Annotated in this window: 27 protein-coding genes; 9 read left to right on the top strand and 18 right to left on the bottom strand. The window is 72.2% G+C overall.

Annotation, left to right across the window (positions count from 1 at the left end):
* Positions 1 to 8 precede the first annotated feature (8 nt).
* From ACFZCD_RS25570 to ACFZCD_RS25560, 3 genes are all read left to right on the top strand, one after another.
* A complete protein-coding gene (locus tag ACFZCD_RS25570) occupies positions 9 to 776 on the top strand; it encodes a metal ABC transporter ATP-binding protein (RefSeq protein WP_391834867.1) in 768 nt (255 codons plus the stop codon).
* Complete coding sequence (locus tag ACFZCD_RS25565) at positions 776 to 1,666, top strand: metal ABC transporter permease (protein ID WP_391834640.1); 891 nt, start codon at positions 776 to 778, stop codon at positions 1,664 to 1,666. Before ACFZCD_RS25570 ends, ACFZCD_RS25565 begins: the two co-directional genes overlap by 1 nt.
* A 95-nt stretch (positions 1,667 to 1,761) precedes the next feature.
* Positions 1,762 to 2,172, top strand: a complete 411-nt coding sequence (locus ACFZCD_RS25560; RefSeq protein WP_391834638.1) for a Fur family transcriptional regulator — start codon at positions 1,762 to 1,764, stop codon at positions 2,170 to 2,172.
* 102 nt (positions 2,173 to 2,274) lie between these two features.
* Here ACFZCD_RS25560 and ACFZCD_RS25555 read toward each other — a convergent pair whose 3' ends face one another.
* Both ACFZCD_RS25555 and recO read right to left on the bottom strand, forming a co-directional pair.
* Positions 2,275 to 3,096 carry an isoprenyl transferase gene (locus tag ACFZCD_RS25555; RefSeq protein ID WP_391834636.1) on the bottom strand — a complete coding sequence of 274 codons (822 nt, stop codon included), beginning with the start codon at positions 3,094 to 3,096 and terminating at the stop codon, positions 2,275 to 2,277.
* A gap of 30 nt (positions 3,097 to 3,126) precedes the next feature.
* Positions 3,127 to 3,873 carry a DNA repair protein RecO gene (gene recO / locus ACFZCD_RS25550; RefSeq protein WP_391834634.1) on the bottom strand — a complete coding sequence of 249 codons (747 nt, stop codon included), beginning with the start codon at positions 3,871 to 3,873 and terminating at the stop codon, positions 3,127 to 3,129.
* Between the two features lie 97 nt (positions 3,874 to 3,970).
* Here recO and ACFZCD_RS25545 point away from each other — a divergent pair, with 97 nt between their 5' ends.
* Positions 3,971 to 5,095 (top strand): hypothetical protein, encoded by a 1,125-nt coding sequence (locus ACFZCD_RS25545; protein WP_391834632.1) that lies wholly within the window; start codon positions 3,971 to 3,973, stop codon positions 5,093 to 5,095.
* A gap of 41 nt (positions 5,096 to 5,136) precedes the next feature.
* On the opposite strand, the gene ACFZCD_RS25540 is transcribed toward ACFZCD_RS25545, so the two are convergent.
* Together ACFZCD_RS25540 and leuA are read right to left on the bottom strand one after the other, a co-directional pair.
* Positions 5,137 to 5,874: a TerB family tellurite resistance protein gene (locus tag ACFZCD_RS25540; RefSeq protein WP_391834865.1), complete on the bottom strand. Its 738-nt coding sequence runs from the start codon at positions 5,872 to 5,874 to the stop codon at positions 5,137 to 5,139.
* Positions 5,875 to 6,078: 204 nt separating this feature from the next.
* Positions 6,079 to 7,848, bottom strand: a complete 1,770-nt coding sequence (leuA, locus tag ACFZCD_RS25535) for a 2-isopropylmalate synthase (protein WP_391834630.1) — start codon at positions 7,846 to 7,848, stop codon at positions 6,079 to 6,081.
* A 302-nt stretch (positions 7,849 to 8,150) separates the two neighbouring features.
* Between leuA and ACFZCD_RS25530 the strand changes: the two genes are divergently transcribed.
* Positions 8,151 to 9,209 (top strand): M4 family metallopeptidase, encoded by a 1,059-nt coding sequence (locus ACFZCD_RS25530; protein WP_391834628.1) that lies wholly within the window; start codon positions 8,151 to 8,153, stop codon positions 9,207 to 9,209.
* A 29-nt stretch (positions 9,210 to 9,238) separates the two neighbouring features.
* Positions 9,239 to 9,511, top strand: coding sequence for a protealysin inhibitor emfourin (locus ACFZCD_RS25525; RefSeq protein ID WP_391834626.1), 273 nt, complete (start codon positions 9,239 to 9,241; stop codon positions 9,509 to 9,511).
* Between the two features lie 24 nt (positions 9,512 to 9,535).
* Here ACFZCD_RS25525 and era read toward each other — a convergent pair whose 3' ends face one another.
* The 3 genes from era to ACFZCD_RS25510 form a co-directional block, all read right to left on the bottom strand.
* Positions 9,536 to 10,477: a GTPase Era gene (gene era, locus ACFZCD_RS25520; protein WP_391834624.1), complete on the bottom strand. Its 942-nt coding sequence runs from the start codon at positions 10,475 to 10,477 to the stop codon at positions 9,536 to 9,538.
* A 74-nt stretch (positions 10,478 to 10,551) separates the two neighbouring features.
* Entirely contained in the window at positions 10,552 to 10,902 is a 351-nt protein-coding gene (locus ACFZCD_RS25515) for a cytidine deaminase (RefSeq protein ID WP_391834622.1), read from the bottom strand.
* Between the two features lie 52 nt (positions 10,903 to 10,954).
* Positions 10,955 to 11,809 (bottom strand): helix-turn-helix transcriptional regulator, encoded by an 855-nt coding sequence (locus ACFZCD_RS25510; RefSeq protein WP_391834863.1) that lies wholly within the window; start codon positions 11,807 to 11,809, stop codon positions 10,955 to 10,957.
* Positions 11,810 to 11,902: 93 nt separating this feature from the next.
* Between ACFZCD_RS25510 and ACFZCD_RS25505 the strand changes: the two genes are divergently transcribed.
* A complete protein-coding gene (locus tag ACFZCD_RS25505; protein WP_391834620.1) occupies positions 11,903 to 13,369 on the top strand; it encodes an MFS transporter in 1,467 nt (488 codons plus the stop codon).
* 225 nt (positions 13,370 to 13,594) lie between these two features.
* Here the strand turns inward: ACFZCD_RS25505 and ACFZCD_RS25500 are convergent, their stop codons facing one another.
* The 5 genes from ACFZCD_RS25500 to ACFZCD_RS25480 all read right to left on the bottom strand — a co-directional run bounded on the left by ACFZCD_RS25500 (position 13,595) and on the right by ACFZCD_RS25480 (position 19,018).
* Entirely contained in the window at positions 13,595 to 14,686 is a 1,092-nt protein-coding gene (locus ACFZCD_RS25500; protein ID WP_391834618.1) for an alpha/beta hydrolase, read from the bottom strand.
* A gap of 159 nt (positions 14,687 to 14,845) precedes the next feature.
* Positions 14,846 to 16,141 carry a hemolysin family protein gene (locus ACFZCD_RS25495; RefSeq protein ID WP_391834616.1) on the bottom strand — a complete coding sequence of 432 codons (1,296 nt, stop codon included), beginning with the start codon at positions 16,139 to 16,141 and terminating at the stop codon, positions 14,846 to 14,848.
* Positions 16,138 to 16,635, bottom strand: coding sequence for an rRNA maturation RNase YbeY (ybeY, locus tag ACFZCD_RS25490; RefSeq protein ID WP_391834614.1), 498 nt, complete (start codon positions 16,633 to 16,635; stop codon positions 16,138 to 16,140). Before ybeY ends, ACFZCD_RS25495 begins: the two co-directional genes overlap by 4 nt.
* Positions 16,636 to 16,642: 7 nt before the next feature.
* Positions 16,643 to 17,650 carry a PhoH family protein gene (locus ACFZCD_RS25485; RefSeq protein WP_391834612.1) on the bottom strand — a complete coding sequence of 336 codons (1,008 nt, stop codon included), beginning with the start codon at positions 17,648 to 17,650 and terminating at the stop codon, positions 16,643 to 16,645.
* A gap of 147 nt (positions 17,651 to 17,797) precedes the next feature.
* Positions 17,798 to 19,018: a carbohydrate kinase family protein gene (locus tag ACFZCD_RS25480; protein WP_391834610.1), complete on the bottom strand. Its 1,221-nt coding sequence runs from the start codon at positions 19,016 to 19,018 to the stop codon at positions 17,798 to 17,800.
* Positions 19,019 to 19,089: 71 nt separating this feature from the next.
* Between ACFZCD_RS25480 and ACFZCD_RS25475 the strand changes: the two genes are divergently transcribed.
* Both ACFZCD_RS25475 and ACFZCD_RS25470 read left to right on the top strand, forming a co-directional pair.
* A complete protein-coding gene (locus ACFZCD_RS25475) occupies positions 19,090 to 20,454 on the top strand; it encodes a 6-phospho-beta-glucosidase (RefSeq protein ID WP_391834608.1) in 1,365 nt (454 codons plus the stop codon).
* Positions 20,455 to 20,527: 73 nt separating this feature from the next.
* On the top strand, positions 20,528 to 21,325 hold the full coding sequence (locus ACFZCD_RS25470; RefSeq protein WP_391834606.1) for an HAD family acid phosphatase: 798 nt from the start codon (positions 20,528 to 20,530) through the stop codon (positions 21,323 to 21,325).
* Between the two features lie 21 nt (positions 21,326 to 21,346).
* On the opposite strand, the gene ACFZCD_RS25465 is transcribed toward ACFZCD_RS25470, so the two are convergent.
* From ACFZCD_RS25465 to ACFZCD_RS25440, 6 genes are all read right to left on the bottom strand, one after another.
* The gene (locus tag ACFZCD_RS25465) at positions 21,347 to 22,306 is read right to left on the bottom strand and encodes a ribonuclease Z (RefSeq protein ID WP_391834604.1); all 960 of its coding nucleotides are present in this window, start codon (positions 22,304 to 22,306) and stop codon (positions 21,347 to 21,349) included.
* A gap of 20 nt (positions 22,307 to 22,326) precedes the next feature.
* Positions 22,327 to 22,683 carry a histidine triad nucleotide-binding protein gene (locus ACFZCD_RS25460; protein WP_391834602.1) on the bottom strand — a complete coding sequence of 119 codons (357 nt, stop codon included), beginning with the start codon at positions 22,681 to 22,683 and terminating at the stop codon, positions 22,327 to 22,329.
* A gap of 50 nt (positions 22,684 to 22,733) precedes the next feature.
* On the bottom strand, positions 22,734 to 23,888 hold the full coding sequence (locus ACFZCD_RS25455) for a translation initiation factor IF-2 (RefSeq protein ID WP_391834600.1): 1,155 nt from the start codon (positions 23,886 to 23,888) through the stop codon (positions 22,734 to 22,736).
* Between the two features lie 2 nt (positions 23,889 to 23,890).
* A complete protein-coding gene (locus ACFZCD_RS25450; protein WP_391834598.1) occupies positions 23,891 to 25,216 on the bottom strand; it encodes an ATP-binding protein in 1,326 nt (441 codons plus the stop codon).
* A 35-nt stretch (positions 25,217 to 25,251) separates the two neighbouring features.
* Positions 25,252 to 25,809 (bottom strand): hypothetical protein, encoded by a 558-nt coding sequence (locus ACFZCD_RS25445; RefSeq protein WP_391834596.1) that lies wholly within the window; start codon positions 25,807 to 25,809, stop codon positions 25,252 to 25,254.
* Between the two features lie 179 nt (positions 25,810 to 25,988).
* Positions 25,989 to 26,609, bottom strand: a complete 621-nt coding sequence (locus ACFZCD_RS25440) for an RICIN domain-containing protein (RefSeq protein WP_391834594.1) — start codon at positions 26,607 to 26,609, stop codon at positions 25,989 to 25,991.
* Between the last annotated feature and the right edge of the window lie 66 nt (positions 26,610 to 26,675).

Below are 26,675 nucleotides of genomic sequence, written 5' to 3'. Positions count from 1 at the left end.
AGATCACCATGGAGCAGCCCGTCATATCCCTGCGGGGCGCCACCGCGAGCCTCGGCGGCCGCCCCGTGCTGCGCGGCGTGGACCTGGCCGTGCGCGGCGGCGAGGTCGTCGCCCTGCTCGGCGCCAACGGCTCCGGCAAGTCCACCGCGGTGCGCAGCATCGTCGGCCAGGTGCCGCTCACCGGCGGTGACCTGGAGCTCTTCGGGACCCCGCAGCGGCGCTTCCGCGACTGGGCCCGCGTCGGCTACGTCCCGCAGCGCACCACCGCCGCCGGCGGGGTGCCCGCGACCGTCCGCGAGGTCGTCTCGGCCGGGCGGCTGGCCCGCACCCGGTTCGGGATGATGCGCAGGGCCGACAAGGAGGCGGTCATACGCGCCCTGGAGCTCGTCGGCATGGCGGACCGGCTCGGGGACTCGGTGGACGCGCTCTCCGGCGGCCAGCACCAGCGGGTGCTCATCGCCCGCGCCCTGGCCGGCGAACCCGAGCTGCTGATCATGGACGAGCCGATGGCCGGCGTGGACCTCGCCAGCCAGGAGGTGCTCGCCGGGGCGCTGCGCGCCCAGGTCGCCCGCGGCGCGACCGTCCTGCTCGTGCTGCACGAGCTCGGCCCGCTGGAGCCGCTCATCGACCGCGCGGTCGTCCTCCGCGACGGCTGCGTCGTCCACGACGGGCCCCCGCCGGAGGCCGTGGGCCAGCACGCGCTCCCCGGCCACGACCACGTACACCCGCACGCCGGCCCGGCGGCGGAACCGATTCGGACAGGGCTGCTGACCTGATGGACATCCTCGACCTCGCCTTCATGCAGCGGGCGCTGCTCGCCGCGCTCCTCGTCGGCGTCACCGCGCCCGCCATCGGCACCTACCTCGTCCAGCGCCGCCAGGCCCTCATGGGCGACGGCCTCGGCCACGTCGCCCTCACCGGCGTCGGCCTCGGCTTCCTGCTGAACTCCAGCCCCGTGTGGATGGCCACGGCCGTGTGCATCGCGGGCGCCGTCGTCATGGAGCTGATCCGCTGGTACGGGCGGACCCGCGGCGACATCGCCCTCGCCATGCTCTTCTACGGCGGCATGGCCGGCGGCGTGATGCTGATGAACCTCTCCGACAGCGGCTCCAGCGCCAACCTGAGCAGCTACCTCTTCGGGTCGATCGCCACGGTCTCGCAGGAGGACATCGTCGCGATCTGCGTCCTGGCCGCCTTTGTGATCCTCACCACGGTCGGGCTGCGCCGCCAGCTGTTCGCGATCTGCCAGGACGAGGAGTTCGCGCGCGTCACCGGGCTGCCGGTGCGGATGCTGAACCTGCTGGTCGCGGTCACGGCCGCCGTCACCGTCACCGTCGCCATGCGCGTCGTCGGCCTGCTGCTCGTCAGCGCCCTGATGGTGATCCCGGTGGCCGCCTCGCAGCAGATCGCCCGCAGCTTCAAGGCGACCTTCGCCCTCGCGGTCGGCATCGGCGTCACGGTGACGGTCTCCGGCACCGCCACCTCCTACTACGCCGACGTGCCGTCCGGCGCGACCATCGTGCTCTTCGCCATCGGCCTGTTCGTCCTCCTCACGGCGCTCGCCACGCCCCTGGCGAAGCGGCGGGCGGGCAGGGCGGCCGCGGCGGCGGAGTGCACCCTGGAAGCGCCCGGGGAACGCACGACGGCGGACGACGTCCGGGTCTGACGCCCCTCCGGGCTTCCCCACCCGGTCCCGCGGACTGGCACAATTGCCGTGCGACATGTGCGGATGGGTGTTCATGCGAGCTGGAGGAGGCAACTGTGGCGACGGCGGGTCCCCCCGTACGCGGCCGGTCCACCAAGCAGCGGGCAGCGGTGGCGGCCGCTCTCGACGAGGTGGACGAGTTCCGTAGCGCGCAAGAGCTCCACGACATGCTCAAGCACCGCGGTGCGTCGGTCGGCCTGACCACCGTCTACCGCACGCTGCAGTCCCTCGCCGACGCGGGCGAGGTCGACGTGCTGCGCACCAGCGAGGGCGAGGCGGTCTACCGCCGCTGCTCCAGCGGGCACCACCACCACCTGGTGTGCCGGATGTGCGGCAAGGCCGTCGAGGTGGAGGGCCCGGCCGTGGAGAAGTGGGCGGACTCCATCGCCGAGGAGCACGGCTTCGTCGACGTGGCCCACACGATCGAGATCTTCGGCACCTGCGGGGAGTGCGCGGCCAAGCGCTGACCGCCGCGGCTGCGACCGCCGGCCCTACGAGAACCGCCCCGGACGACGTCCGGGGCGGTTCTCGTTCTACGGCGTTTCACCGGGTTCTACGGCGTCACGCGCTCAAGCGTCGCCGGTCTCGACCGCGTTGGGGATCGCACCGCCGAACCGGCGGTCCCGCTGGGCGTACTCCAGGCAGGCGTTCCACAGGTGCCGGCGGTCGAAGTCCGGCCACAGCACGTCCTGGAAGACCATCTCGGCGTAAGCGCTCTGCCAGATCAGGTAGTTGGAGGTGCGCTGCTCGCCCGAGGGCCGGAGGAAGAGGTCCACGTCCGGCATGTCCGGGTAGTAGAGGTACTTCGCGAAGGTCTTCTCCGAGACCTTCGCGGGGTCGAGCCGGCCCGCCTTCACGTCCGCGGCCATCGCCTGCGCCGCGTCCGCGATCTCCGCGCGCCCGCCGTAGTTCATGCAGAAGTACAGCGTGAGCTTGTCGTTGCCCTTGGTCTGCTCCTGGGCCACCTGGAGCTCCTGGGCGACCGACTTCCACAGCTTGGGCATCCGGCCCACCCAGCGCACCCGGATGCCGAGCTCGTCGAGCTGGTCACGGGTCTTGCGGATGAAGTCGCGGTTGAAGTTCATCAGGAAGCGCACCTCGTCCGGGGAGCGCCGCCAGTTCTCGGTGGAGAAGGCGTAGAGGGAGATGCTCCCGACGCCCATCTCGATCGCGCCCTGCAACACGTCCAGCACGCGCTCGGCGCCGACCTTGTGGCCCTCGGTGCGCGGCAGGCCGCGCTCCTTGGCCCAGCGGCCGTTGCCGTCCATGACGATCGCCACGTGCTCGGGGACCAGCTCGCCGGGGATCTTCGGCGGCCGCGCCCCGGAGGGGTGCGGGTCGGGTGTGCGGTACTCGCGTCGGGAACGGCCCAGAATCCCGCGTCGTGCCATGCGTGCCACTACTCCTTGGTCCCTGTTTCCCTATTTCTCGACATACCGGAGCGAGCGGAGGCCCCGCTCCAGGTGCCAGTGCAGATATGCGGCGACCAGCCCGCTGCCCTCCCTGACGTGGCGCGGCTCGCAGGCGTCCGCCGTAGCCCAGTCGCCGGTCAGCAGCGCACCGAGCAGCCCGATCGCCTCCGAGGAGGGTACGACGCTTCCGGGCACCCGGCACTCACCGCAGACGACGCCGCCCGCGGCCACCGAGAAGAACCGGTTCGGACCGGGCATTCCGCACCGGGCGCAGGCCCCGAAGCTGGGCGCGTAGCCGTTGACGGCGAGGGAACGCAGCAGGAAGGCGTCCAGGACGAGGCTGGGCGCGTGCTCGCCCGAGGCGAGCACGCGCAGCCCGCCGACGAGCAGCAGGTACTGCTGGACGGCCGGTTCGCCCTCGTGGTCGGTGAAGCGCTCGGCGGTCTCCAGCATGGCGGTGCCGGCGGTGTAGCGGGCGTAGTCGGTGACGATCGGGCCGCCGTACGCGGCGATGGTCTCGCTCTGCGTGCACAGCGGCAGGCTGCGTCCGACGAGTTCGCTTCCGCGGGCGAAGAACTGCACGTCGACGTGCGAGAACGGCTCCAGGCGCGCCCCGAACTTCGACTTGGTCCGCCGCACCCCCCGCGCCACGGCCCGCACGCGCCCGTGCCCACGGGTGAGAAGGGTGATGATCCTGTCCGCTTCACCCAGCTTCTGGGTGCGCAGCACTACGCCGTCGTCGCGGAAGAGGCTCATGCAGATATTGTCCCGTACCCACGAGGGCGGAACGCCCGCGCCTCCGAAGGCACAATGTGAGCGCCATGTCGATCTTCCTTTCCCCAGTGAGTACCCGGTGACCCCCTCCCGCCGCCGGCGCCGCAGGCGCCGCCATCCCGTCCGTTCCGCCGCCGCGGCGACCCTCGTGTGCGTGCTCGCCGCGCTCTTCCTGCTGTTCGTCACCGTGCCCGCCAAGCGCGCCGACAGCCGGGCCTTCGCGACGGCGCCCGCGTGCGTCGGCGACGAGCCGGCCCTGGAGTGCCGCAAGACGATCGACGGCACGGTGAAGGGCACCGAGACCGACCCCCGGGGCAAGACGACGCACTACTGGCTCAGCATCACCGGCCGCGGCGGCGAGACCCACCACGCCGACATGAACGGCCCGGCCTCGGTCTACGGCAGGGTCAAGCCGGGCGACAAGGTGAAGGCCACCTACTGGCGGGGCAAGATCCGCTTCGTCGACTTCCGCGGCACCGTGCAGCTCACCGCCGACCAGCCGAAGGACGCCTACCGCTTCCCGCTCGCCTGCGGCCTGGGCCTGCTCGCGCTGGGTGCCACCTTCGCCTGGCTCACGTACTGGATGGTCCGGCAGGTCGGCCGGCACCCCGCGCGCTACGCCTGGCAGGCCACCGTGCTGCCGTGCGCGGGCGTCCTGACCGGGGTCGTCGCGTTCGTCGCGCCCCTGGTCACGGACACGGTGCCGACGGCCCTGGCGCTGACCGGGGCGGGCGCGGTGCCGGTCGTCCTGGGCGCCCTGTGGCGCATCAGGGTGCGCCGCCGGCAGTCGGAGGAGTTCGAGATCGTCCCGGTCGTGCCGGAGCGGGAGGAGTGCGTCGAGGGCGGGATCGCGGCGCGCACCCCGTACCGCGGCGAGCTCATCGGCGCGTACCTGGTGGTGGGGCCCGGCCTGCTGGCGGTGACGCCCGACCCGGAGGGACGCGCCCTGCGCCGGGTCCTGCCCCGCACGCTGGTCGTGGAGCGCGTCCGCGTGCCGTACTGGTCGGATCCGTCGGGCGTCACCGCGGAGACCCGCGGCTGGCGGAAGGCGCTCCGCCAGGTGGTCGTCGTCTGCCGCGACGGCGCCGACGAGGTGCTCATCGGCGTGCAGCGCAAGCACGTGCCGTGGGTGCTGGGGGCGCTGCAGCAGCCCGCCCGGGCCGGGCAGCCGCGGGAGGCGGCCGCCGCGGAGGGCAGGGCGTAGCGGCCCCTGCGAGAGACCGGCGCCGCAGGGGGCCGGCGCCGCTACGAAGGGGTCCGCGCCGCGGCCAGCAGCCGGTCCGTGTCCTCCGGCGCGAGCATGAGGGCCCGGCCCACCGTGGCGAGGACCTCCCGCTCGGCGGGCCGGTAGGGGCCGTCGGCGAGGGCGATGCGGGCGCCCTGCAGCAGGATCGATTCACGGCCGGCGGGCGCGAGGTGCGGGGCGAGGGGCTCCAGGGCCTCGTGGAGCTCGATGGCGAGGGCCGTGCCCCGGGGGTCGAAGCCGTCCCGCCCGGCGAAGGGGGACGGGGTGCCCAGGTCGGTGCCGTACGCGCCGGGGAGGCGGCCCGTGTCGGCGGCGAGCGCCTCGATCAGGGTGATGAGCTGTTCCTCGCTGCAGTCCACGAAGCCCGCGGCCCGGACGGCGCCGACGGCGGCTCTTCGGACCGTACGGGCCTCGGTGCCGCCGGCGGCGAGGACGGCGAGCGCGACGGTGTGCACGGCGTCGCGCAGCATCGCCGAGAAGCGGGTGGTGGTGGGATGGTCGAGGACGTCCGTGCCGTAGCGGGCGCGGCACGCGGAGCACTCCACGACCGGCCCGACGGGGCCGCGCGGCAGCAGCGGCAGGCCGAAGGCCACGAGGCGGCGGCGTCCGGTGCGGCGGCGGTAATTGCGGTCGCCGCCGCAGCCCGGGCAGTAGAACTCGCCGTCGCCCACGGTGCGCCATACGGTGCGTACGCCCACCACACACCGGTCCCGGCCGGGTCGGCCCTGCGCGTGCATCACGGCGCACACCTCCATAACGCCACGGCCTCGTCGCCGCGTTGACGTGATGTTAGCCACATCGATGATGCGACGTCAGTACCCCGTGCGCAGACTGCGGGCGTCATACGGGGGATCTCGCCACGAGGCCACCGGATACGGTGGTTTCCCCACGAGACCCTTGACGACGCCCCGCGCCGGGCCGCCCACGGCCCTCCGTCGGCGCTAGCCGCGATACGCCCGGTTCACCGCCGACACCACGGCCTTGATCGACGCACGGGTCGTGTTGGGGTCGATGCCAATGCCCCACAGCACCTTCCCGTCGATCACGCATTCGATGTACGAGGCGGCGCGGGCGGCGGCACCCTCGCTCATGGTGTGCTCGCTGTAGTCGAGGACGCGCGCGTCGACGCCGATGGCGGCCAGCGCGTCGATGAAGGCGGAGATCGGGCCGTTGCCCGTACCGGTCAGCACCGTGTCCGCGCCGTCCACGACCGCCTCGACGGTCAGCGCGTCGCCGCCCTCGCTCGTGGTGGACGTCTGGGTGGAGCGCAGCGCGATCCGGCCCCACGGGTTGCCGTCGGTGGGCAGGTACTCGTCCTGGAAGACGGACCAGATCTCGGCCGGGGTGACCTCGCCGCCCTCGGCGTCGGTCTTGCCCTGGATGATCTTCGAGAACTCGATCTGCATCCGGCGCGGCAGGTCCAGCTTGTGGTCGTTCTTCAGGACGTACGCGATGCCGCCCTTGCCGGACTGCGAGTTCACGCGGATGACGGCCTCGTAGGAGCGGCCGACGTCCTTGGGGTCGATCGGCAGGTAGGGCACGGCCCACTCGATGTCGTCCACGCCCTTGCCCTCGGCCGCGGCGGTGGCGGCCATGGCCTCGAAGCCCTTCTTGATGGCGTCCTGGTGGGAGCCGGAGAAGGCGGTGTAGACCAGGTCGCCCGCGTAGGGGTGGCGCGGGTGGACCTCCATCTGGTTGCAGTACTCGGCGGTGCGCCGCACCTCGTCGATCTGCGAGAAGTCGATCATCGGGTCGACGCCCTGGGAGAACAGGTTCATGCCCAGGGTGACCAGGTCGACGTTGCCGGTGCGCTCGCCCTGGCCGAAGAGGCAGCCCTCGATCCGGTCGGCCCCGGCCATGATCGCCAGCTCGGCGGCGGCGACGGCGGTGCCCCGGTCGTTGTGCGGGTGCACGGACAGGCAGATGTGCTCGCGGCGGGACAGGTTCCGCGACATCCACTCGAAGCGGTCGGCGTGGGTGGAGGGCGTGGAGCGCTCCACCGTCGCCGGCAGGTTCAGGATGATCTCGCGGCCGTCCTCGGGCTGCCAGACGTCCATGACGCCCTCGCAGACCTCCAGGGCGAAGTCCAGCTCGGTGTCGGTGAAGATCTCCGGGCTGTACTGGAAGCCGAAGGCCGTCTCGTCGCCGAGGATCTTCTCCGCGTACTCCACGACCAGGCGCGTGCCGTCGACCGCGATCTGCCGGACCTGCTCGCGCGAGCCGCGGAAGACGACCCGCCGGAAGACCGGGGCGGTGGCGTTGTAGAGGTGCACCGTGGCGCGGCGGGCACCGCGCAGGGACTCCACCGTGCGCTCGATCAGCTCCTCGCGGGCCTGGGTGAGGACGGAGATCGTCACGTCCTCGGGGATCGCGTCCTGCTCGATGATCGAGCGGACGAACTCGAAGTCGGTGGCGCCGGAGGACGGGAAGCCGACCTCGATCTCCTTGTACCCCATGCGGACCAGCAGGTCGAACATCTCGCGCTTGCGGGCCGGGGACATCGGGTCGATCAGGGCCTGGTTGCCGTCGCGCAGGTCGGTGGAGAGCCAGCGGGGCGCCTTGGTGATCCGCCGGTCCGGCCAGGTGCGGTCGGGGATCTCCACGGCCTCGTAGGGGCGGTACTTGTGCACCGGCATCCCGGAGGGGCGCTGGGTGACCGTGGCGGCGGTGAGGGGGGTGGGGCGGCCGACGGAAGCGGAGGTCTCGGGCATCTGCGGGGGCTCCTCATGGGTCCTGTGGGTCGGCCGACAGGGGGTGGGTCACCTGGGTGACCGCAACGCCTCACTCCGCGGGGAGGGGGTCGGCCGGTCGACTACAGGCCCTCGCCGCGGCAGCTAAGAAGAAGCAGCCCGAAACGCATGATGCGCAGCACACTAGCCGAGCCCGACGGGATGCGGTACGGGCGTTCCAGCATGCGGGACACCGGGGGCGGGACTCGGAACGGTCCCACTCGATTGTGTTAATCGGTGCGGCGGGGCCTGACAAGGACCGGGGGCGCTGCCAGATTCAGGCCATGAGTGACATCGTGAACAGCGTCTTCTGCACCATCGTTCCGCCGCACGTGCTCGACAGGCTCGCACAGGGCGACGATTCCGCGCGGGCCGAGCACGCCCAGCTCACCCTCGAACACGACTCCCAGTACCGCACCCGGCGCCGGGTCACGGCCCTGCGCGGGGCCGCCGCCCCCGCGGGCACCCCCTCGGACAGCCCCCAGCGGACGATCTACGACGCCGGGCACCGGGCGACCGAGCCGGGCAAGAAGGTCCACAGCGAGGGCGACGCCCCGTCGAAGGACGCGACGGTCAACCGCGCCCACGCCGGCCTCGGCGCCACCTTCGAGCTGTACCTCAAGGCCTACGGCCGGCACTCCATCGACAACGCCGGCCTGCCGCTGAATGCCACGGTCCACTACGGCCAGGGCTACAACAACGCCTTCTGGGACGGCTCCCAGATGGTCTTCGGCGACGGTGACGGCGACATCTTCCTCGACTTCACCATCCCCGTGGACGTCATCGGCCACGAGCTCACCCACGGTGTCACCCAGCACTCGGCCAATCTGGAGTACTACGGGCAGTCCGGTGCGCTGAACGAGTCCGTTTCGGACGTCTTCGGCTCGCTGATCAAGCAGTACGCCCTGGGGCAGACCGCCGACCAGGCCGACTGGCTGATCGGCCAGGGGCTGCTGGGCCCGGGCGTGGACCACGGCTCGGCCCTGCGCTCCATGAAGGCGCCCGGCACGGCCTACGACGACGACGTCCTCGGCAAGGACCCGCAGCCCGCGACGATGGACGACTACGTCCGCACCTCCCGGGACAACGGCGGCGTGCACATCAATTCGGGCATCCCCAACCGGGCCTTCTACCTGCTGGCCTCCGCGCTCGGCGGCAACGCCTGGGAGCGGGCCGGGAAGATCTGGTACGCGACGCTGACCGGCGGGCAGCTGGCGAGCGACGCCCAGTTCGCGGACTTCGCCCGGCTGACCGTGGCGACGGCGCGCTCGCTCTACAGCGACGGCGACGAGGTCCAGGCCGTCCTGAAAGCGTGGGCACAGGTGGGCGTCGCCACCTCGTAAGGAGCGCCCGCCGGGGCGAGAATGGTGCCATGCGGATCGTCATCACCAGGACCGGCGGATTCGCCGGCATCGAGCGCCGGGCCGAGCTGGACACCTCCGGCCGGTCCGACGCCACCCACGTACAGGCCCTGGCCCACCGCGCGCTCGCCGCGTCGCCCGCCGAGGCGGCGGCCGTGCGGGGGGTGCCGGACGGCTTCCGCTACGACATCAGCGTGGACGGCCGCACGGTCCACTGCGCGGACCCCCACGTCAACCACGACCAGCGAGAGCTGATCAGACTCGTCCTGCGGGAGGGCGCGTAGCCCCGGCCGCGGGCACCGCCGGACCTAGAACCCCAGCTTCCGGAGCTGCTTGGGGTCGCGCTGCCAGTCCTTGGCGACCTTCACATGAAGGTCCAGGTAGACCGGGGTACCCAGGAGCGCCTCGATGTGCTTGCGGGACTTCATGCCCACCTCCTTGAGGCGGGCACCCTTCGGGCCGATGATGATGCCCTTCTGGCTGGGGCGCTCGATGTAGACGTTCGCGTGAATGTCCAGCAGCGGCTTGTCCGCCGGCCGGTCCTCCCGCGGCAGCATCTCCTCGACCACGACGGCGATGGAGTGCGGCAGCTCGTCCCGCACGCCCTCCAGCGCGGCCTCGCGGATCAGCTCGGCCACCATGACCTGCTCGGGCTCGTCGGTCAGGTCGCCCTCGGGGTAGAGCGGCGGGCTCTCCGGCAGCATCGGCACCAGCAGATCGGCCAGCAGGCCCACCTGCTTGTCGCCGACGGCCGACACCGGGATGATCTCCCGCCACTCGATGCCGAGCTCCTCGCCCAGCTTCTGGATGGCGATCAGCTGCTCGGCCAGCGCCTTGGAGTCCACCAGGTCGGTCTTGGTGACGATCGCGACCTTGGGGGTCTTCTTGATCCCGGCCAGCTCGGCGGCGATGAAACGGTCACCCGGACCGAGCTTCTGGTCGGCGGGGAGGCAGAAGCCGATGACGTCGACCTCGGCCCACGTGGTCCGGACGACGTCGTTGAGCCGCTCGCCCAGCAGCGTGCGGGGCTTGTGCAGGCCGGGGGTGTCGACCAGCACGAGCTGGGCGTCGGGCCGGTGCACGATGCCGCGCACCGTGTGCCGCGTGGTCTGCGGGCGATTGGAGGTGATGGCGACCTTCGTCCCCACCAGTGCGTTGGTCAGGGTCGACTTGCCCGCGTTGGGGCGGCCGACGAAGCACGCGAAGCCCGCGCGGTGAGGGGCCTGGGAGGGGGCGGCAGAGCTGTCCATGCTCCACATTCTCCCCGATCCACGGGCCCCCGCCGACCAGCGGGCTCCCCGCCGCCCGCCCCCGCAGGGGAAAGTCAGCCCGCGGTGAAGGCGGCGCGCAGGGCCCCGTCCGGCCCCGCCAGCAGGACCGGGGTCTCCGGGCCGCCCAGGTCGCGCACGGCCGCCCGGTCCGCGTCGGCGACCGTCTCCGCGTCGGCGACGACGGCCGCGGCCTCCAGGGACTTCGCACCGCTGGCCACGGCCATGGCGACCGCGGTCCGCAGCGCGCTGAGCCGCAGCGAGTCGAGCGCGACCGTCCCGGCCACGTACGTCCGGCCCGTCTCGTCCCGTACGGCCGCGCCCTCGGGCACGCCGTTGCGGGCGCGCGCGGAGCGGGCCAGGGTGATGATCTTGCGGTCTTCGGGGTCCAGCGTCGTCTCCGTCATACCGGGGAGCATAAAGAGCCCCGCCTCCCCGCCCCGGCCGAGGGCTCCCCCGTCAGCCCGCGACCGAGTACATCCCTCCCCGCCGGCCCTCCGGCGAGACGAGCCACTCCAGCTTCGCGGCCGTCCCCGTGTCCGCCACCGGGTTGTGCATGACGATCGTCAGGTCCGGCCGGGCCGGGACGCGCAGCGTCGTGCTCTCCAGGTACAGCGCCCCGGCCACCGGGTGGTCGAACTCCTTGAGCATCTGGCCGCCCGCCTGCACGTCGCCCTGCGCCCACAGCTCCCGGAACTCCGGGCTCGCCTCCGACACCTCCGCCACGACCTCCTGGAACCCCTCGTCGTCCGGGCGCTCCGAGCACGCGGCGCGGTACTGGGCGACGACCCGCCGGGCGTTCTGCTCCCAGTTCGCCGCCCGGGCCCGGTAGGCGGGGTCGGTGAAGAAGTCGACCAGGCAGTTCGGCCGCGGCCGCCGGCGGAAGCCGATGACGATGCGGGCCGAGTCGTTGAAGGCGACCAGGTTCCAGTACGGGTCCATGATGTGCGCCGGGTAGGGCATCCAGCCGTCGATCAGCCGCTGCAGGCCCTCGCACAGGTAGTCCGGGTCGTACGGGGACTCCGGCAGCGGCGGGTTCAGCCCGGCCAGCACGTAGAGGTGGCGCCGCTCGTCACCGCTCAGCTTCAGCACGCCCGCCACGGCGTCCAGCACCTGCGGCGAGACGGTGATGTCCCGCCCCTGCTCCAGCCACTGGTACCAGGAGGCGCCCACGCCCGCGAGGACCGCGACCTCCTCCCGGCGCAGCCCCGGCGTGCGACGGCGGCCCCCGCCGTCCGGCAGGCCCACGTCGGACGGCGACACCCGTGCCCGACGGCTCATCAGGAAGTCGCGCAGCTCCTGGCGGCGACGCATCTGTACGGTCAACTCTCCCCCTTGCCTGGTGGTGCGGCCACCACCATAAGCACGCTCTCCCCACGTTTCTTCCGCGCGCCGGAAGCTTGCCGCATGGCGATCGACTCCCCTCCCCGTACGTCCCCCTCCTCCCCTTCCGTCCCGTCCGACGCGTCCGCCCGGCCGGCCATGTCCGCCCGCGACAAGCTGGTCCTGCTGGTGCTGTGCGCCGCCCAGTTCATCGTGGCCCTCGACTTCTCCATCCTGAACGTGGCCCTGCCCGTCCTCGGGGACGACCTGGGCATGGGCCAGGCGGACCTGCAGTGGGCGGTGACCGCGTTCGCCCTGCCGTCCGGCGGCTTCCTGCTGCTCTCCGGCCGGATCGCCGACCTCTACGGGCGGCGGCGCGTCTTCCTGGCCGGCCTCGCGCTCTTCGCCGCGGCCTCCGTGCTCGCCACGCTCGCCTGGGCCCCGGCCGTCTTCCTCGCCGGACGGGCCCTGCAGGGACTCGGCGCGGCCGTCATCGTGCCGACCGGCATGTCCCTGCTGACCACGACCTTCGCGGAGGGGCCGCAGCGCGAGCGCGCCCTCGGCATCAGCGGGACGCTGATGTCCCTGGGCTTCACCATCGGCATGGTGCTCGGCGGCGTCATGACCGACACGCTGGGCTGGCGCTCGACGATGGGCCTGCTGGCCGTGGCCGGCGTCGCGATCCTCGCCCTCGCGCCGGGCCTGCTCACCGAGTCCCGGCCCGCCGCTCGGCCCCGGATCGACATCCCGGGCGCGGTGACCGTCACCGGTGGCCTGCTGGCCCTCATCTACGGCCTGTCGACCGCGGCCCAGCGGGGCTTCGGCGGCGCGGACGTCCTCGTCTCGCTCGTGCTGGGCGCCGTGCTGCTGGCCGCCTTCGTCGTCGTGGAGTCGCGCGCCGCGGAGCCGCTCGTCTCCCTGCCGATGCTGCGGCGGCCGACGGTCGCCTGGGGGAACCTGGCGGGCCTGACGACCTTCGCGATGATGAGCACCGTCATCTTCCTGCTCACGCTGTACCTGCAGGAGGTGCTGGAGCTCTCGGCCTTCTACACCGGGCTCGTCTTCGGCGTGCAGGGCGTCTTCGCCGCCGTCGCCGGCATCACCGCGCCGCGGGTCATCGCCCGCTTCGGCGCCCGCACCACCCTCCTCGCCGGCCTGGCCGTCCAGGCCGTCTTCACGGCCGCGCTGCTCGGCCTGGGCCGCGACTCCTCCGGCGCGTGGCTGGCGCTGGTGGCGGCGAGCATCGGCTGCGTCGGGCACCTGTGGGCGATCGTCGCCTACGGGGTGACGGCCACCTCGGGCCTGCCGGACACCGAGCAGGGGCTGGCCACGGGGCTGGTGACCAGCTCCCAGCAGATCGGCATGACGATCGGGATCCCGCTGCTCAGCGCGGTGGCCACGGCGCGGAGCGCCACCCTCTCCGAGGGCGGCTCGGACTTCGCGGCGGCGACGCTGGGCGGTGTCCGCCTGGGCCTGGGCGTCGACGCCCTGATCGTCGTCGTGGTGGCCGCGGCCGTCGCGGTGGGCCTGCGGAAGCGGCGCGCCGTGTGATCCCGCCCGTGGCGCCGGAAGCGGCGGGGGGGGGGGGGGGGGGCCGGCCCCCCCGCCGCGGGGGGGGGGGGGGGGGGGCCGGGGCGGGGGGGGGGGGGCGGGGCCCGGGGGGGGGGGGGGCGCCCCCCCCGGGGGGGCGCCCCGCGGGGGGGGGCCGGCCCCCCCCCGCCCCCCCCGCCGCTTCCGGCGTGCTGCGTGCGCGGGACCGGGGCGGGGTCAGCGGGGTCAGGAGGAGGGCGTCGGCCCCTCCATCTGGTCACTGATCCACTTCATGGGCTCTTCCATGTTCTTGAGGTACGTGGCGCCGTTGTGGGTGCCGCCGGGTATCTCCCAGGTCTTGGTGTGGACCGGGCCCTTGCCGTAGGTGGCGGTGAACTTCTTGACGTCGGAGATCATCTTGGCGTTCTCCTTCGTCCCGTACTGGAACGCGATGTAGACGTCCGGCCCCTTGGCGGCCGCCAGCTGCTTGGCCAGCACCTCGGGGTTGTTCTCCGCCTTCTCCTTCTCGTGGCCGCGCCACAGCGGCGAGTCGGGCACGATGTCCGGGCCGTTGGCGATCGCGGTCTTGAACTTGTCGGGGTGCTTCAGCACGGACTTCAGGCTCGCGAAGCCGCCGGTGGAGGAGCCCATGTAGCTCCAGCCGTCCCGGGACTTGATCGTGCGGAAGTTGGCCTTCATCAGGTCCGGGACGTCCTCGGTCAGCCAGGTGCCCATCTTCTGCTGGCCGGGGATGTCACTGGCGTCCCAGTAGATGCCCTTGTCGTCCGGGCCGGGGTTGAGGATCGGCATGGCCAGCAGGAACGGCTTGCTCTTGCCCTCCTGGTACCACTTGGAGACGCTCTTCTCCAGCGACAGCTTGTCCGGGCCGAACTCGCCGACCGACCAGTAGTTGCTGTCGTTCCCGGGGCCGCCGGGCAGGGCGATCATGACGGGGAAGCCGCTGGAGGCGAACTTGGGGTCCTCGGTGTACTCCTTGGGCGCCCACACCCACACCTTGCCCTTGAACCCGGACTTCTTGCCGTCCAGGGTGACGACGCTGACCTTGGTGCCGTCGGAGAGCGTCTTGGCGTTCTTGAAGTCCGCCTGCGGGCCCGTGGGCATGAGCGTCTTCGCGTCGCCGCCCTTGCCCCCGTTCGCACCCCCGGCCTGGCCGTAGCTGACGGGTTCGCCCTTGTCGGAGAACGGCGGGATCTCGAAGTAGCTCATCACCGGCCAGGCGACCAGGCCGAGCGTGGCGACCGACGCCACCCCGACGAGCCATCGGCGGGCACGGCGGCGTCCGTGGGACTGGTAGACCCCGGTGGAGGGATTCGTCATCGTGGTGCTCCGGCAGACAAAGGCGGTCAGTTCTGTGCCTGCAGATGAGCGAATCGGGGCCCGGGGTTCCCGAATCGCCCCGTCGGGCCGCTCCTGATACGAAATGCTCACAAAGCCCCCCGCGCGAACGCAGGGGGCTCCGGGTGAGCGGCCACGGGATCAGCGGACGGGCTCGACCAGAACCGTCACGATGCGGTTGCGCCGGCCCGCCGCCGCCTCCGCCGTCAGGCGCAGGCCCGTGACGCCGCCCGGCTCGCCCAGCCCGTACTCCGCGAGGTCCACCTCGGCCACCGCGCCCGCGATCGGCACCCGGCCCAGGGACTTCGCCAGCAGGCCGCCCACCGTCTCGACGTCCTCGTCGTCCAGCTCGCCGAGGCCGTAGAGCTCGCCGAGGTCGCCGAGGTCGAGCCGGGCGGTCACCCGGTAGCGGCCGTCGCCGAGCTCCTCCACCGGCGGCAGCTCGCGGTCGTACTCGTCGGTGATCTCGCCGACGATCTCTTCCAGGATGTCCTCGATGGTGACGATGCCGGCCGTGCCGCCGTACTCGTCGATGGCGACGGCGCAGTGGTTGCGCTGCTGCTGCATCTCCCGCAGCAGGTCGCCGGCGTTCTTGGTGTCGGGCACGAAGACGGCGGGCCGCATCGCGGTCGAGACCAGCTCGGACTCCGCGTCACGGCTGATGTGCGTCTTGCGGACGAGGTCCTTGAGGTAGACGACGCCCACGATGTCGTCCTCGCTCTCGCCGGTGACCGGGATCCGGGAGAAGCCGGAGCGCAGGGCCAGCGTGAGGGCCTGGCGGATGGTCTTGCCGCGCTCGATGACGACGAGGTCGGTGCGCGGCACCATCACCTCGCGCACGAGGGTGTCGCCGAGCTCGAAGACGGAGTGGACCATGCGCCGCTCGTCGTCCTCGATCAGCGACTCCTGCTCGGCGAGGTCGACCATGGCCCGCAGCTCGGCCTCGGAGGCGAAGGGGCCCTTGCGGAAGCCCTTGCCGGGGGTGAGGGCGTTGCCGATGAGGATCAGCAGCTGCGGCACCGGCCCCATGATCCGGGCCAGCGGCAGCAGCACGTAGGCGGCCGCGGTGGCGGTGCCCAGCGGGTGCTGGCGGCCGATGGTGCGCGGGGAGACGCCCACGGCCACGTAGGAGACGAGGACCATGACGGCGATCGCGACGGTCAGCGCCTGCCACGTCTTGTCGAACCCCTGCAGGCAGACGTACGTGACGAGCACGCCCGCCGCCATCTCGCACGCGACGCGGACGAGCAGGGCCACGTTGAGGTAGCGCGTGGGGTCGGCGGCGACCGCCAGCAGCCGGGCGCTGCCCCGCCGCCCGGACCGGACGGCCTCCTCGGCGCGGAACCGGGTGGTCCGCGCGAGGCCGGCCTCGGCGCAGGCGGCGAGCCAGGCCACGACGAGGAGCAGGACCGCGGCCGCGATCAGCCGGCCGGTCACGTGATCGTCGGAGCCGGGGAGGGCCCCTCGATCCCGCGCTCGGCGCGCCAGCCGTCGACGATGGCGGCCTGGAGGCCGAACATCTCGGCCTTCTCGTCGGGCTCCTCGTGGTCGTAGCCGAGCAGGTGGAGGACGCCGTGGACGGTGAGCAGCTGGAGCTCCTCGTCCATGGAGTGCCGGGTCGGCGCGTCCTCGCCCTGCTGCTTCGCGACCTCCGGGCACAGGACGATGTCGCCCAGCAGGCCCTGCGGGGGCTCGTCGTCGTCCTTGGCCGGGGGACGGAGCTCGTCCATCGGGAAGGACATCACGTCGGTCGGGCCGGGGAGGTCCATCCACTGGATGTGGAGCTGCTCCATGGCTTCGGCGTCGACAACGATGACCGAGAGTTCGGAGAGCGGGTGGATGCGCATCCGGGCCAGGGCGTAGCGGGCGATGTCGAGGATCGCCTGCTCGTCGATGTCCGTGCCGGATTCGTTGTTGACGTCGATTGCCATCGTGTTCTTACCGGGGGGTGCTTTCGTTTCGGCTGTCGTACTGCTCGTACGCGTCGACAATACGGCCGACGAGCTTGTGCCGGACGACGTCGTTGCTGGTGAGGCGCGAGAAGTGGACGTCCTCGACGCCTTCGAGGATCTCCTGGACCTGGCGCAGGCCGCTCTTCGTACCACCGGGAAGGTCGATCTGGGTGACGTCACCCGTGATCACGATCTTGGAGTCGAAGCCGAGCCGGGTGAGGAACATCTTCATCTGCTCGGGGCTGGTGTTCTGGGCCTCGTCCAGGATGATGAAGGCGTCGTTCAGCGTGCGGCCGCGCATGTACGCGAGCGGCGCGACCTCGATCGTCCCTGCGGCCATCAGGCGCGGGATGGAGTCGGGGTCGAGCATGTCGTGCAGCGCGTCGTAGAGCGGGCGCAGGTAGGGGTCGATCTTCTCGTAGAGCGTGCCGGGCAGGAAGCCGAGCCGCTCGCCCGCCTCGACGGCCGGCCGGGTCAGGATGATCCGGTTGACCTGCTTCGACTGCAGGGCCTGGACCGCCTTGGCCATGGCCAGGTAGGTCTTGCCGGTGCCCGCGGGGCCTATGCCGAAGACGACCGTGTGCTTGTCGATCGCGTCGACGTAGCGCTTCTGGTTGAGCGTCTTGGGACGGATGGTGCGACCGCGGCTGGAGAGGATGTTCTGCGTCAGGACCGCGGCGGGCGTCTCGGCCTCGGCCCCCTGCTCCTCGTTCTTGAGCATGGCGATCGAGCGTTCCACCGCGTCCTCCGTCATCGGCGCACCCGTGCGGAGCACCAGCATCATCTCTGCGAAGAGGCGCTGGACGAGGGCGACTTCCCGCTCGTCGCCCGTCGCGCTGACCTCGTTGCCCCGTACGTGGATGTCCGTCGACGGGAAAGCTCTCTCGATGACGCGCAGGAGGGAGTCACCGGAGCCCAGGACCGTCACCATGGGGTGCTTGGCCGGGACCGTGAACTGCGCCGTCGCCTGCGGTCGTGTGGGTGTCTGAGTCATGGGCCGGCCCTCTGGCCTGCTCATCGCCTCTTTTCTGCGTTCCTGTGTGTTTCCTGTGTGCGGAGATCCCTGGACTACCAGGGTACGACGGCGGCTCCCCCGGCCCGAGGGCTTTTCCCGCTCCGCGCACGGGCCCGCGGGCGGCGGCTACGCCCGGCGGAAGCCCAGCGTGGGCACCGCCCGGCGCAGCGGCCAGGGCCGGGCCGCCGCGGGCAGCAGCCCGTCGAGGAAGGCGTAGCGGCGGCGGACGGCCGGGGCCTGGTCGTCGTAGGAGCGCACGTGCTTCCACCAGGCGGCGATCTCCACCCACCCGGGAGCGGACAGCGACCCCCCGAATTCCTGTACGGACAGGGCGGCCGTGAGGCCGGCGAAGGCCAGCCGGTCGGCGAGCGGCCAGCCGGCCAGGGTGCCCGTGACGAAGCCCGCCACGAAGACGTCGCCGGCGCCGGTGGGGTCGAGCGCCTCGACGGCGATCGCGGGGATCTCGGCGCTCTCCCCGGTGCGGCTGTCGACCGCGAAGGCGCCCTTCTCCCCCATGGTGACGACCGCGACCGGCACCTTCTCGGCGAGCGCGCGGGCGGCGGCGCGCGGGCAGTCGGTGCGGGTGTAGCGCATGGCCTCCTCCGCGTTGGGCAGGAAGGCCTCGCAGTGCTCCAGGTCCGCGAGGCCGGCCGGGTCCCAGCGGCCCGTCTCGTCCCAGCCGACGTCGGCGAAGACCTTGCTGCCGCGGGCGGCGGCGCGGGCGATCCACTCCTCCTCGCGGCCGGGCACGAGCAGGGCGACGCAGGCCCGCGAGGCGGGCGGGCACTCGGGGGCAGGCACGCCGCTGCCGTCACCGGGCGGCGGCGCCTCGTGACCGTGGGAGACCATCGTCCGCTCGCCCTCGTAGGCCATGGAGACGGTCACGGGAGAGTGCCAGCCGGGCACCGTGCGGGAGAGGCCGAGATCGATCCCCTCCCCTTGCGCGAGCGCCTCCCAGCAGTACTCGCCGTACATGTCGTCCCCGAAGGCCGCCGCGAGGGAGGTGCGCAGGCCCAGCCGGGCCAGGGCGGTGGCCATGTTGGCGATGCCGCCGGGGCTCGACCCCATGCCCCGCGCCCAGGACTCCGTGCCCCGCACGGGCGCCGAGTCCAGGCCCGTGAAGATGATGTCCAGGAAGACCGTTCCGGTCAGATACACGTCGGTGGGCGGGTCGTCCTCCGAGCGGACCTCCGCCAGCGGGTCGAGGACGGGGGCCGCCGCCCCACGGAACCCCTCGAAGGCCTCGTATCCCTCGCGGCCCCCCTTGGCCTGTGCGTGCCCGCCCGGGCAGGGGGATCCGTTCCGTAGGTCCTTCCGGGGTGCCGAGTGGGGCGAAGAGGTCGTCATACGCGCTCGCTGCTCCTCTCACGGGGTGCGGATCCGGACAGTGTGCCCGATGCTGGGGTACCTTCCGGAATATGAGGCTGACGATTCTCGGCGGTGGCGGGTTCCGGGTGCCTCTGGTGCACCGGGCCCTCCTTGACGACGCGCGGCGCGGCACTCCGGGCCGCTGTACGGAACTCGTGCTCTACGACACCGATTCCATGCGCATGAGAGTGATCTCCTCGGTGCTGGCGGCCCAGGCCGAAGGGGTGCCCGGCGCCCCCTCCGTGCGCATCGCGAACGACCTGGACGACGCGCTGCGCGGCACCGACTTCGTGTTCTCCGCGATCCGCGTCGGCGGCACGGCCGGCCGGGTGCTGGACGAGCGGATCCCCCTGAGCGAAGGGGTGTTGGGCCAGGAGACGGTCGGCGCGGGCGGGGTCCTCTACGGGCTGCGCACGGTGCTGGTCGCCCTGGAGATCGCCGAGCGGGTGGCGGCGGTCGCGCCCCGCGCGTGGGTCATCAACTTCACCAACCCCGCGGGGATGGTGACGGAGGCGATGTCGGCCGTCCTGGGCCGGCGCGTCATCGGCATCTGCGACTCCCCCGTCGGGCTGGTGCGGCGCGCCGCACGCGCCGCGGGAGCCGACCCCGATCGGGTGACGTTCGACTACGTGGGCCTCAACCACCTGGGCTGGCTCAGATCGTTGTACCTCGACGGCGAGGACCTGCTGCCGCGTCTGCTCGCGGACGACGAGGCCCTCGGCTCCTTCGAGGAGGGCAAGCTCTTCGGCGCGGACTGGCTGCGCGCCCTGGGCTCCCTCCCGAACGAATACCTCCACTACTACTACTTCCGCCGGGAGACGCTCCGCTCGGTGCTGGAGTCGCCGGAGACCCGGGGCCAGTTCCTCGACGAGCAGCAGAGCGGCTTCTTCATGGAGGCGGCGGCCGCGCCGCACCGTTCGTACGAGCTGTGGGAGCGCACCCGGCTGCAGCGCGAGTCCACCTACATGGCCGAGAGCCGCGCGGCGAGCGGCGGCTGGCAGCGGGACTCCTGCGACCTGGACGGCGGCGGCTACGACAAGGTGGCGCTCGCGCTGATGCGGGCCGTCGCCCGGGACGAGCCCACCCGCCTGATCCTCAACGTCCCCAACGGCTCCACCGTCCCCGGGCTGGCCCCGGACGCCATCATCGAGACGGTGTGCGAGGTGGGCGGGCAGGGCGCCCTGCCGCTGCCGTGCGCGCCGCTGCGCGAGGACCAGCTGGGGCTGATGCTGCAGCTCAAGGCCGTGGAGCGGGCGACGATCGCGGCGGCGGTGCACGAGGACCACGACGCGGCGCTGCGCGCCCTGGCCCTGCACCCGCTGGTCGACTCGCCGGCGGTGGCGGCCCGCATCCTGGAGCGGGCCGGGCGGGGCGCCAGGCGCCCGGGAGGAAACGCCACGCCCCTACCCGCGTAGACCATGCTTGACCTGCACCCGCCAAGGCCCTAGCTTCGCGCTGCACCGCCCTTTGCTACTCAGGAGTACACACGTGCAGCTCAGCCTCGCGTCCAAGCGCGCCCGCATCGCCGCGGCGGGTGCCGCACTCGCCGTCGGCGCCGGCCTCTACACGGCCGGCGCCGCCAGCGCCGAGCACTCCGTGCCGCGCACGGACAAGGAGATCCCGAACCTCACCAAGGTGACGGACAAGATCAAGGCCTACTACGGCGACACCACCGACAAGAAGGGCCAGCACTACGCGTCGGCGGACAGCAACTACGCCAAGCAGGTCGCCGACATCGAGAAGAAGGCGAAGGCGCAGCTGGAGAAGGCCGTCCGCAACCACGCGGACAAGAAGGGCGCCGCCAAGCCCGCCATCGTCCTGGACGTGGACGACACCACCCTGCTGACCTACAACTACGAGCTCCAGCAGGGCTTCCACTTCACGCCCGAGTCGCAGGACGCCTACCTGAAGTCCACCGACATGGCCCCGGTCTTCGGCATGCCGCAGCTCGTCAACTGGGCGCAGTCCAAGGGCATCACGGTCTTCTTCGTCACCGGGCGCGACGAGCACCAGCGCGACTGGAGCGTGCGCAACCTCAAGAACGCCGGCTACAAGCCCGCCGCCGACACCGCGCACTTCTTCCTGAAGAACAAGAAGACGCCGCCGGCGTACCTGCCGTGCGGCGCCACCTGCACGACCGTCGAGTACAAGTCGGGCACGCGCAAGCACATCGAGTCCCAGGGCTACCGCATCGTCGCCAACTTCGGCGACCAGTACAGCGACCTGCAGGGCGGCTACGCCCAGCACACGTACAAGCTGCCGAACCCGATGTACTTCCTGCCGTAGGGCCTTGCGGCCGGCGAGGCTTCACCGGTGCTCCGGCCCGGTGCGGCCTCGCCGGTCCGCCTTTGCCGGCGGCCGGCGCCGCTTCGGCACCGGCACCCGCATCAGGTCCCGGGCCACCGTGAGCTCGCCCTCGAAGCCGCCCGCACGGGCCTGCCGCTCGAAGACCGCGGGGTCGTCGTAGCGCTGCGAGAAGTGCGTCAGCACCAGGTGGCGGACGCCCGCGCCGGCGGCGACCCGGCCGGCCTGGCCGGCGGTCAGGTGGCCGTGGTCGGCGGCGAGGGCCTCGTCCTCGTCGGTGAACGTCGACTCGATGACGAGCATGTCGCAGCCCTCGGCCAGCTCGTACACCCCGTCGCACAGCCGGGTGTCCATCACGAACGCGAACCGCTGCCCGCGCCGCACCTCGCTCACCTCGTCCAGCGTGACCCCGCCGACCGCCCCCTCGCGCTGCAGCCGGCCGACGTCCGGCCCGCCGATGCCGTGCGCGGCGAGCCGCTCGGGCAGCATCCGCCGCCCGTCGGGCTCGACCAGGCGGTAGCCGTAGGACTCGACCGGATGCGAGAGCTTGCGCGCCTCCAGGACGTACGAGGGCCCCTCGGCCAGCACCCCGCCCCGGCCGGAGACGGGCTCCTCGGTCAGCTGCACCGTCTCCCGGTAGGCGGTGGCGTACCGCAGGCGGTCGAAGAAGCGCCGGCCGCTGCGCGGGTAATGCGCGGTGACCGGGTGCGGCACCTGGTCGAGGTTGATGCGCTGGATCACCCCGGCGAGGCCGAGGGAGTGGTCGCCGTGGAAGTGGGTGACGCACAGCCGGTTCAGGTCGTGCGCGGCCACCCCGGCGCGCAGCATCTGCCGCTGCGTGCCCTCGCCCGGGTCGAAGAGCAGGCCTTCGCCGTCCCAGAGCAGGACGTAGCCGTTGTGGTTGCGGTGGCGCGTGGGCACCTGACTGGCGGTGCCCAGGACGACGAGTTCGCGGACGGACAAGAGACGCTTCCCGGCCGGGCCTAGCCGGGCGGCCAGTTGAAGCCGCGGCCGCCGAGGACGTGGGCGTGCGCGTGGAAGACGGTCTGGCCCGCGCCGGCGCCGGTGTTGAAGACGATGCGGAAGCCCTTGTCCCCGTTCTCCTGCAGGGCCACCTCGCCCGCGGTCCGCAGCACGTCCGCGGCGACGGTGGGCTCGGCCGCGGCGAGGGTGGCCGCGTCCGGGTAGTGCACCTTGGGGATGACCAGGACGTGCACGGGCGCCTGGGGGTTGATGTCGCGGAAGGCGACGGTGGTCTCCGTCTCCTTGACGACCGTCGCCGGCACCTCCCCCTTGACGATCTTGCAGAACAGGCAGTCCGCCTGCGGTTCTCCCGCCACCGGTGGGCTCCTCACGGGTCGTCGGCTCGTCGGCTCCTACGGTCCGGATGTTACCGGGCAGCCTCCGATTCCTTCTCGCGGGCGGCCTTCAGCCGCTTGTCCTTCGCCTTCTCGGCGGCCTCGCGCTCGTTCCGCCGCCGGGCTGCGCCGTACCACATAGCGAGCACGACGGGCACGCCGCCGGCCCACACCAGCGCCTGCTCCCAGCCCCGGTCCGCCCAGGGCACGGTCACGAGCAGCACCGCGCAGAGCGTGCCCCACAGCGAGTGCGCCACGGCCAGCTTCGCCGCGAAGGCCCGCCGGATCACCGACACCAGGGTGAGCTGGGCGCCCTTCGGCAGCGTGAAGTACGTGCGCCACACGCACACCGCCCAGCCCGCGCACATCAGGAAGAAGAACCACATGCGGGGGCCGAGCGGCGCGGGCAGGGACACCGGGTCGTCGCCGGTCGGGAAGGCCCGCGAGACGACGGCCGCGTACACCAGGCAGAGCAGCGCGACCCAGCGGGTGCGGCGCACCAGCCGCAGGGCCACGTCCTCCAGCTTGGCGGCGACGTACGCGTTGCCCGGGTCGGTGCCCAGCGCCGCCGCGTACTCCTTCGCCAGCTCCGGCAGCTTGGCCTCGCGGGCGTCGTCCTTGAGCCCGGCGAGCACGGCGCGCGCGTCCGCGTCCTCGGGGGCGAAGCTCAGGACGTCGCGCATCACCTGCTGCGCGCCGGTCTTGTCCCCCATGTCCAGCAGGACGGCGTACCGGGCGAAGTGCGCGTTCACGGACTCCGGGCTGACGCGCACGGACTCGTTCGCGGCCGCCAGCGCCCCGTCGAGGTCCCCCGTCGCGCGCAGGGCCGCGGCCAGCGACTGGTAGGGCGTCTGGTGGTCCGGCGAGATCCGTATCGCCTCGCGGGCCGCGGTGACGGCCTCGTCCGCACGGCCGAGGCGCCACAGCGCCTCGCTGCGGTAGATGTGACCGTCGGTGTGGGACGGGTTGATGCTGAGCGCGGACTCCGCCATGACCAGCGACGCGGGCCACTTCCTCATCCGGAAGAAGCAGCAGGCGAGCAGGGCGTAGACGTCGGCGTCCCGGTGGGAGACCTCCTTCGTGTGCCTGGTCAGGAGGTCACAGGCGTCCTCGACCCGGCCGACGGTCAGCAGCGCCTCGGCACGGGCCACGTTCGGGTGCCCGCCGCCGTAGGGGGTGTCGCTCACGTTCAGAGCATCCTCTTCTTCTTCAGGTACGCGAGGAGCTCGTCGTACTGGCCGCCCTCGTTGGCGAACTGCGCGACGCTGCGTGCCGAGTTGAACCAGGGGCCGGTCGAGGGCCGGAGCTGGGCGAGGGCCCCGAGCAGGTCATCGGTCTCGATCATGCGGGCCCGGCCCGTGCGGACCGAGTCCATCAGGGCGCGCTCGGCCGCGCTCTCGCACAGGTGGCGCAGGTCCGCGCCGGAGAACCCGTCCGTGCGCTTGACCAGCTTGCGCAGGTCGATGCGGGCGATCGGGCGGTCCTTCAGGTGGTGGCGCAGGATCGACTCGCGGGCGGGCTCGTCCGGCGGCAGCACCAGGACGGTGCGGTCGAGGCGGCCGGGGCGGCGCAGGGCGGGGTCGACGTCCCAGGGGTGGTTGGTGGCGGCGAGCACGAACAGGCCCTCGTTGGCGTGGGAGTCCACGCCGTCCAGCTCGGTCAGCAGCTGGTTGACCGTGGTGCGCAGGCCGGAGTGACGGATCTGGCTGCGCTTGGCGCCGAGGGCGTCCAGCTCGTCGAGGAAGACGACGCACGGGGCGTTGCGCCGGGCCGTCTCGAAGAGCTCGCGCAGATTGCGCTCCGAGTTGCCGATCCACATGTCGAGGACGTCGGTGATGCTGACCGTCATGAAGCGCGCGCCCAGCTCGCCGGCGACGGCGCGGGCGATGTACGTCTTGCCGCAGCCGGGCGGCCCGTACATGAGGAGACCGCCGCGCAGGCTCTTGCCGTAGAGCTTGCGGAGCTCGGGGTTGCGCATGGGGGCGAGGAAGGCGGCCTCCAGGCGCTCCTTGACCTGCTCCATGCCGCCGACGTCGGCGAGCGAGAGGCCGGCGGTCTCGACCTCCCAGGCGCCGGAGCCGGCGGGGTCGTCGTCGCCGTGGGCGGAGAGGGGCGGGGACTTCTCCCCTGCCGTTCCTGCCGTTTCTTCTGTCTCTACGAAGCGGGGAGGGATGACGTCGGAGAGCTCGTCCTCGGCCTGCTTCCAGTCGTAGCGGGAGGCTTCGGCGGGGGCTTCCGCGGGGGCGGGGGCGGGGGCCGGGGCTTCGACGGGGGCCGGGGCGGGCGGGGCCGTGGCGGGGGCGGTGACCGGTGGGGCGACGGCGCGGGCGATCAGGGCCTGCGCCTCCGCGTTGCCGGGTTCCCGCTGCAGGGCCGCGGCGACCTGGGATATCGCCTCCTGGCTGAACCCCGCTTCGAGAAGGAGCTGGGCGAGGTGCAGGCGCAGGGGCACATCGTCGGGCGCGGCGTCGACGGCCGCACGCAGGCTCTTGATGAGCGGGGACTCTTCGGGCATGGGACCAAGGGTAAGCGGGGGTGCGGGGCGGGCCTCTACTTGGACTGGTGATGCCCGTCCTGCCAGCTTTTGTCGCCCTTGCTGCCGTCGTGGCCGGTGTCGTGGCTGCCGTCGTGGCCGTTGTCGTGACCGTTGTCGTGGCCGTTGTTGCCGGTGGGCTTGTCGCCCCCGCTGCCGCCGCCGTTGGTGACGCCGCTCCCCGAACAGTCACCGAGGACGCTCGCGGTGAAGGCGGTCTTCCCGTCGACCTTGGCGGTGAACTTCCCCTGGACGCAGGAGTCGTCGTAGAGCCCGGTCACGCGTCCGAAGACGATGATCTTCTGCCCGCCGCTGGTGCGGCCGTCGCAGTCGACCCCGACGGCGGTGACGGGCCGCGGCGAGCCCTTCTCCGTGACGCCGGGGTCCTCGGCCTTGCCCGTGCAGGTGAGCCACTGGACGGGGTAGCCGTCGTGCTCCAGGCGGGCGGTGGCCCGCTTGTCGGCGTTCACGGCCACGACGACGGAGTCCAGCCCGCCGGGCCCTTCCTGCCGGCAGCCGGCGAGCCCCATCGCCGCGGTGCCGGTGAGCACCACCGCACCAGCTGCACACAGCACCGATCGTCCCCGTAGGCGCCTCAATGCCCGCATACGCGGCAGTTTCCCACCGGCGGGGTCCGGGCGGAAGGGCGGCAGAGGGGGCGCGGGACGCGGGGCGCGCCGCCGGCGAGGACCGGCAGCGGCCCGTGAGGAGAGCGCCTACTCGTGAGGAGAGCGCCTAACTGTGGGGAGAGCGCCTAGTGGAAGACCCACTTCTGATTGGTCCAGCCGTTGCAGGCCCAGAGCTGCACTTTGGCACCGTTGTTGGGAATGGTGTTGGTGTCGCCGTCGAGGCACTGACTGCCTTGGGCGTTCTGCAGATTGGTGCCGTTCCACACCCAGATCTGGTTGGTCCAGCCGTTGCAGCTCCAGAGCTGGACCTTGGCCCCGTTGCTGGGAATGGTGTTGAGGTCGCCGTCGAGGCACTGCGACCGGTAACCGTTCTGGATGGTGTAGCGGCCGGTGGGCTGGTTGGGCACGGGCGTCCAGTACCAGCTCTGGTTGTCCCAGCTGTTGCAGCCCCAGAGCTGCACCTTGGCGCCGTCGTTGGGGATCGTGTTGCGGTCGCCGTCGAGACACTGGTTGCCGAGGTTGTTCGTGAAGGCGGGCGTGCGGTAGACGGTGTCCGCGGCGGGTCTGGCGGAGGACCCGATGCCGGGCAGTTCTGCTGCGGACCCGACGTCCACGACAACCTTCCCGGCGGCGGGCCCGGAGAGCGGCTGCGGCACGTGTGCCTGAGCCGCGGCCCCGGATCCGAGCGTGAACGCGACGGCACCCAGCCCGGCGGCAATGCCGAGTACTGCTCGGGATGTGCGCATGACGGCCTCTCTTCTGAGCGAGGGAGTGTGCCGGGGCCATCCGTCCACAAGGGTCATGCACTGACC

This window comes from Streptomyces sp. NPDC008001 (assembly GCF_042958085.1).
Classification (GTDB): Bacteria; Actinomycetota; Actinomycetes; order Streptomycetales; family Streptomycetaceae; genus Streptomyces.
The sequence above is the reverse complement of the archived record's forward strand: the minus strand, read 5'-3'. Positions and strand labels throughout refer to the sequence as shown.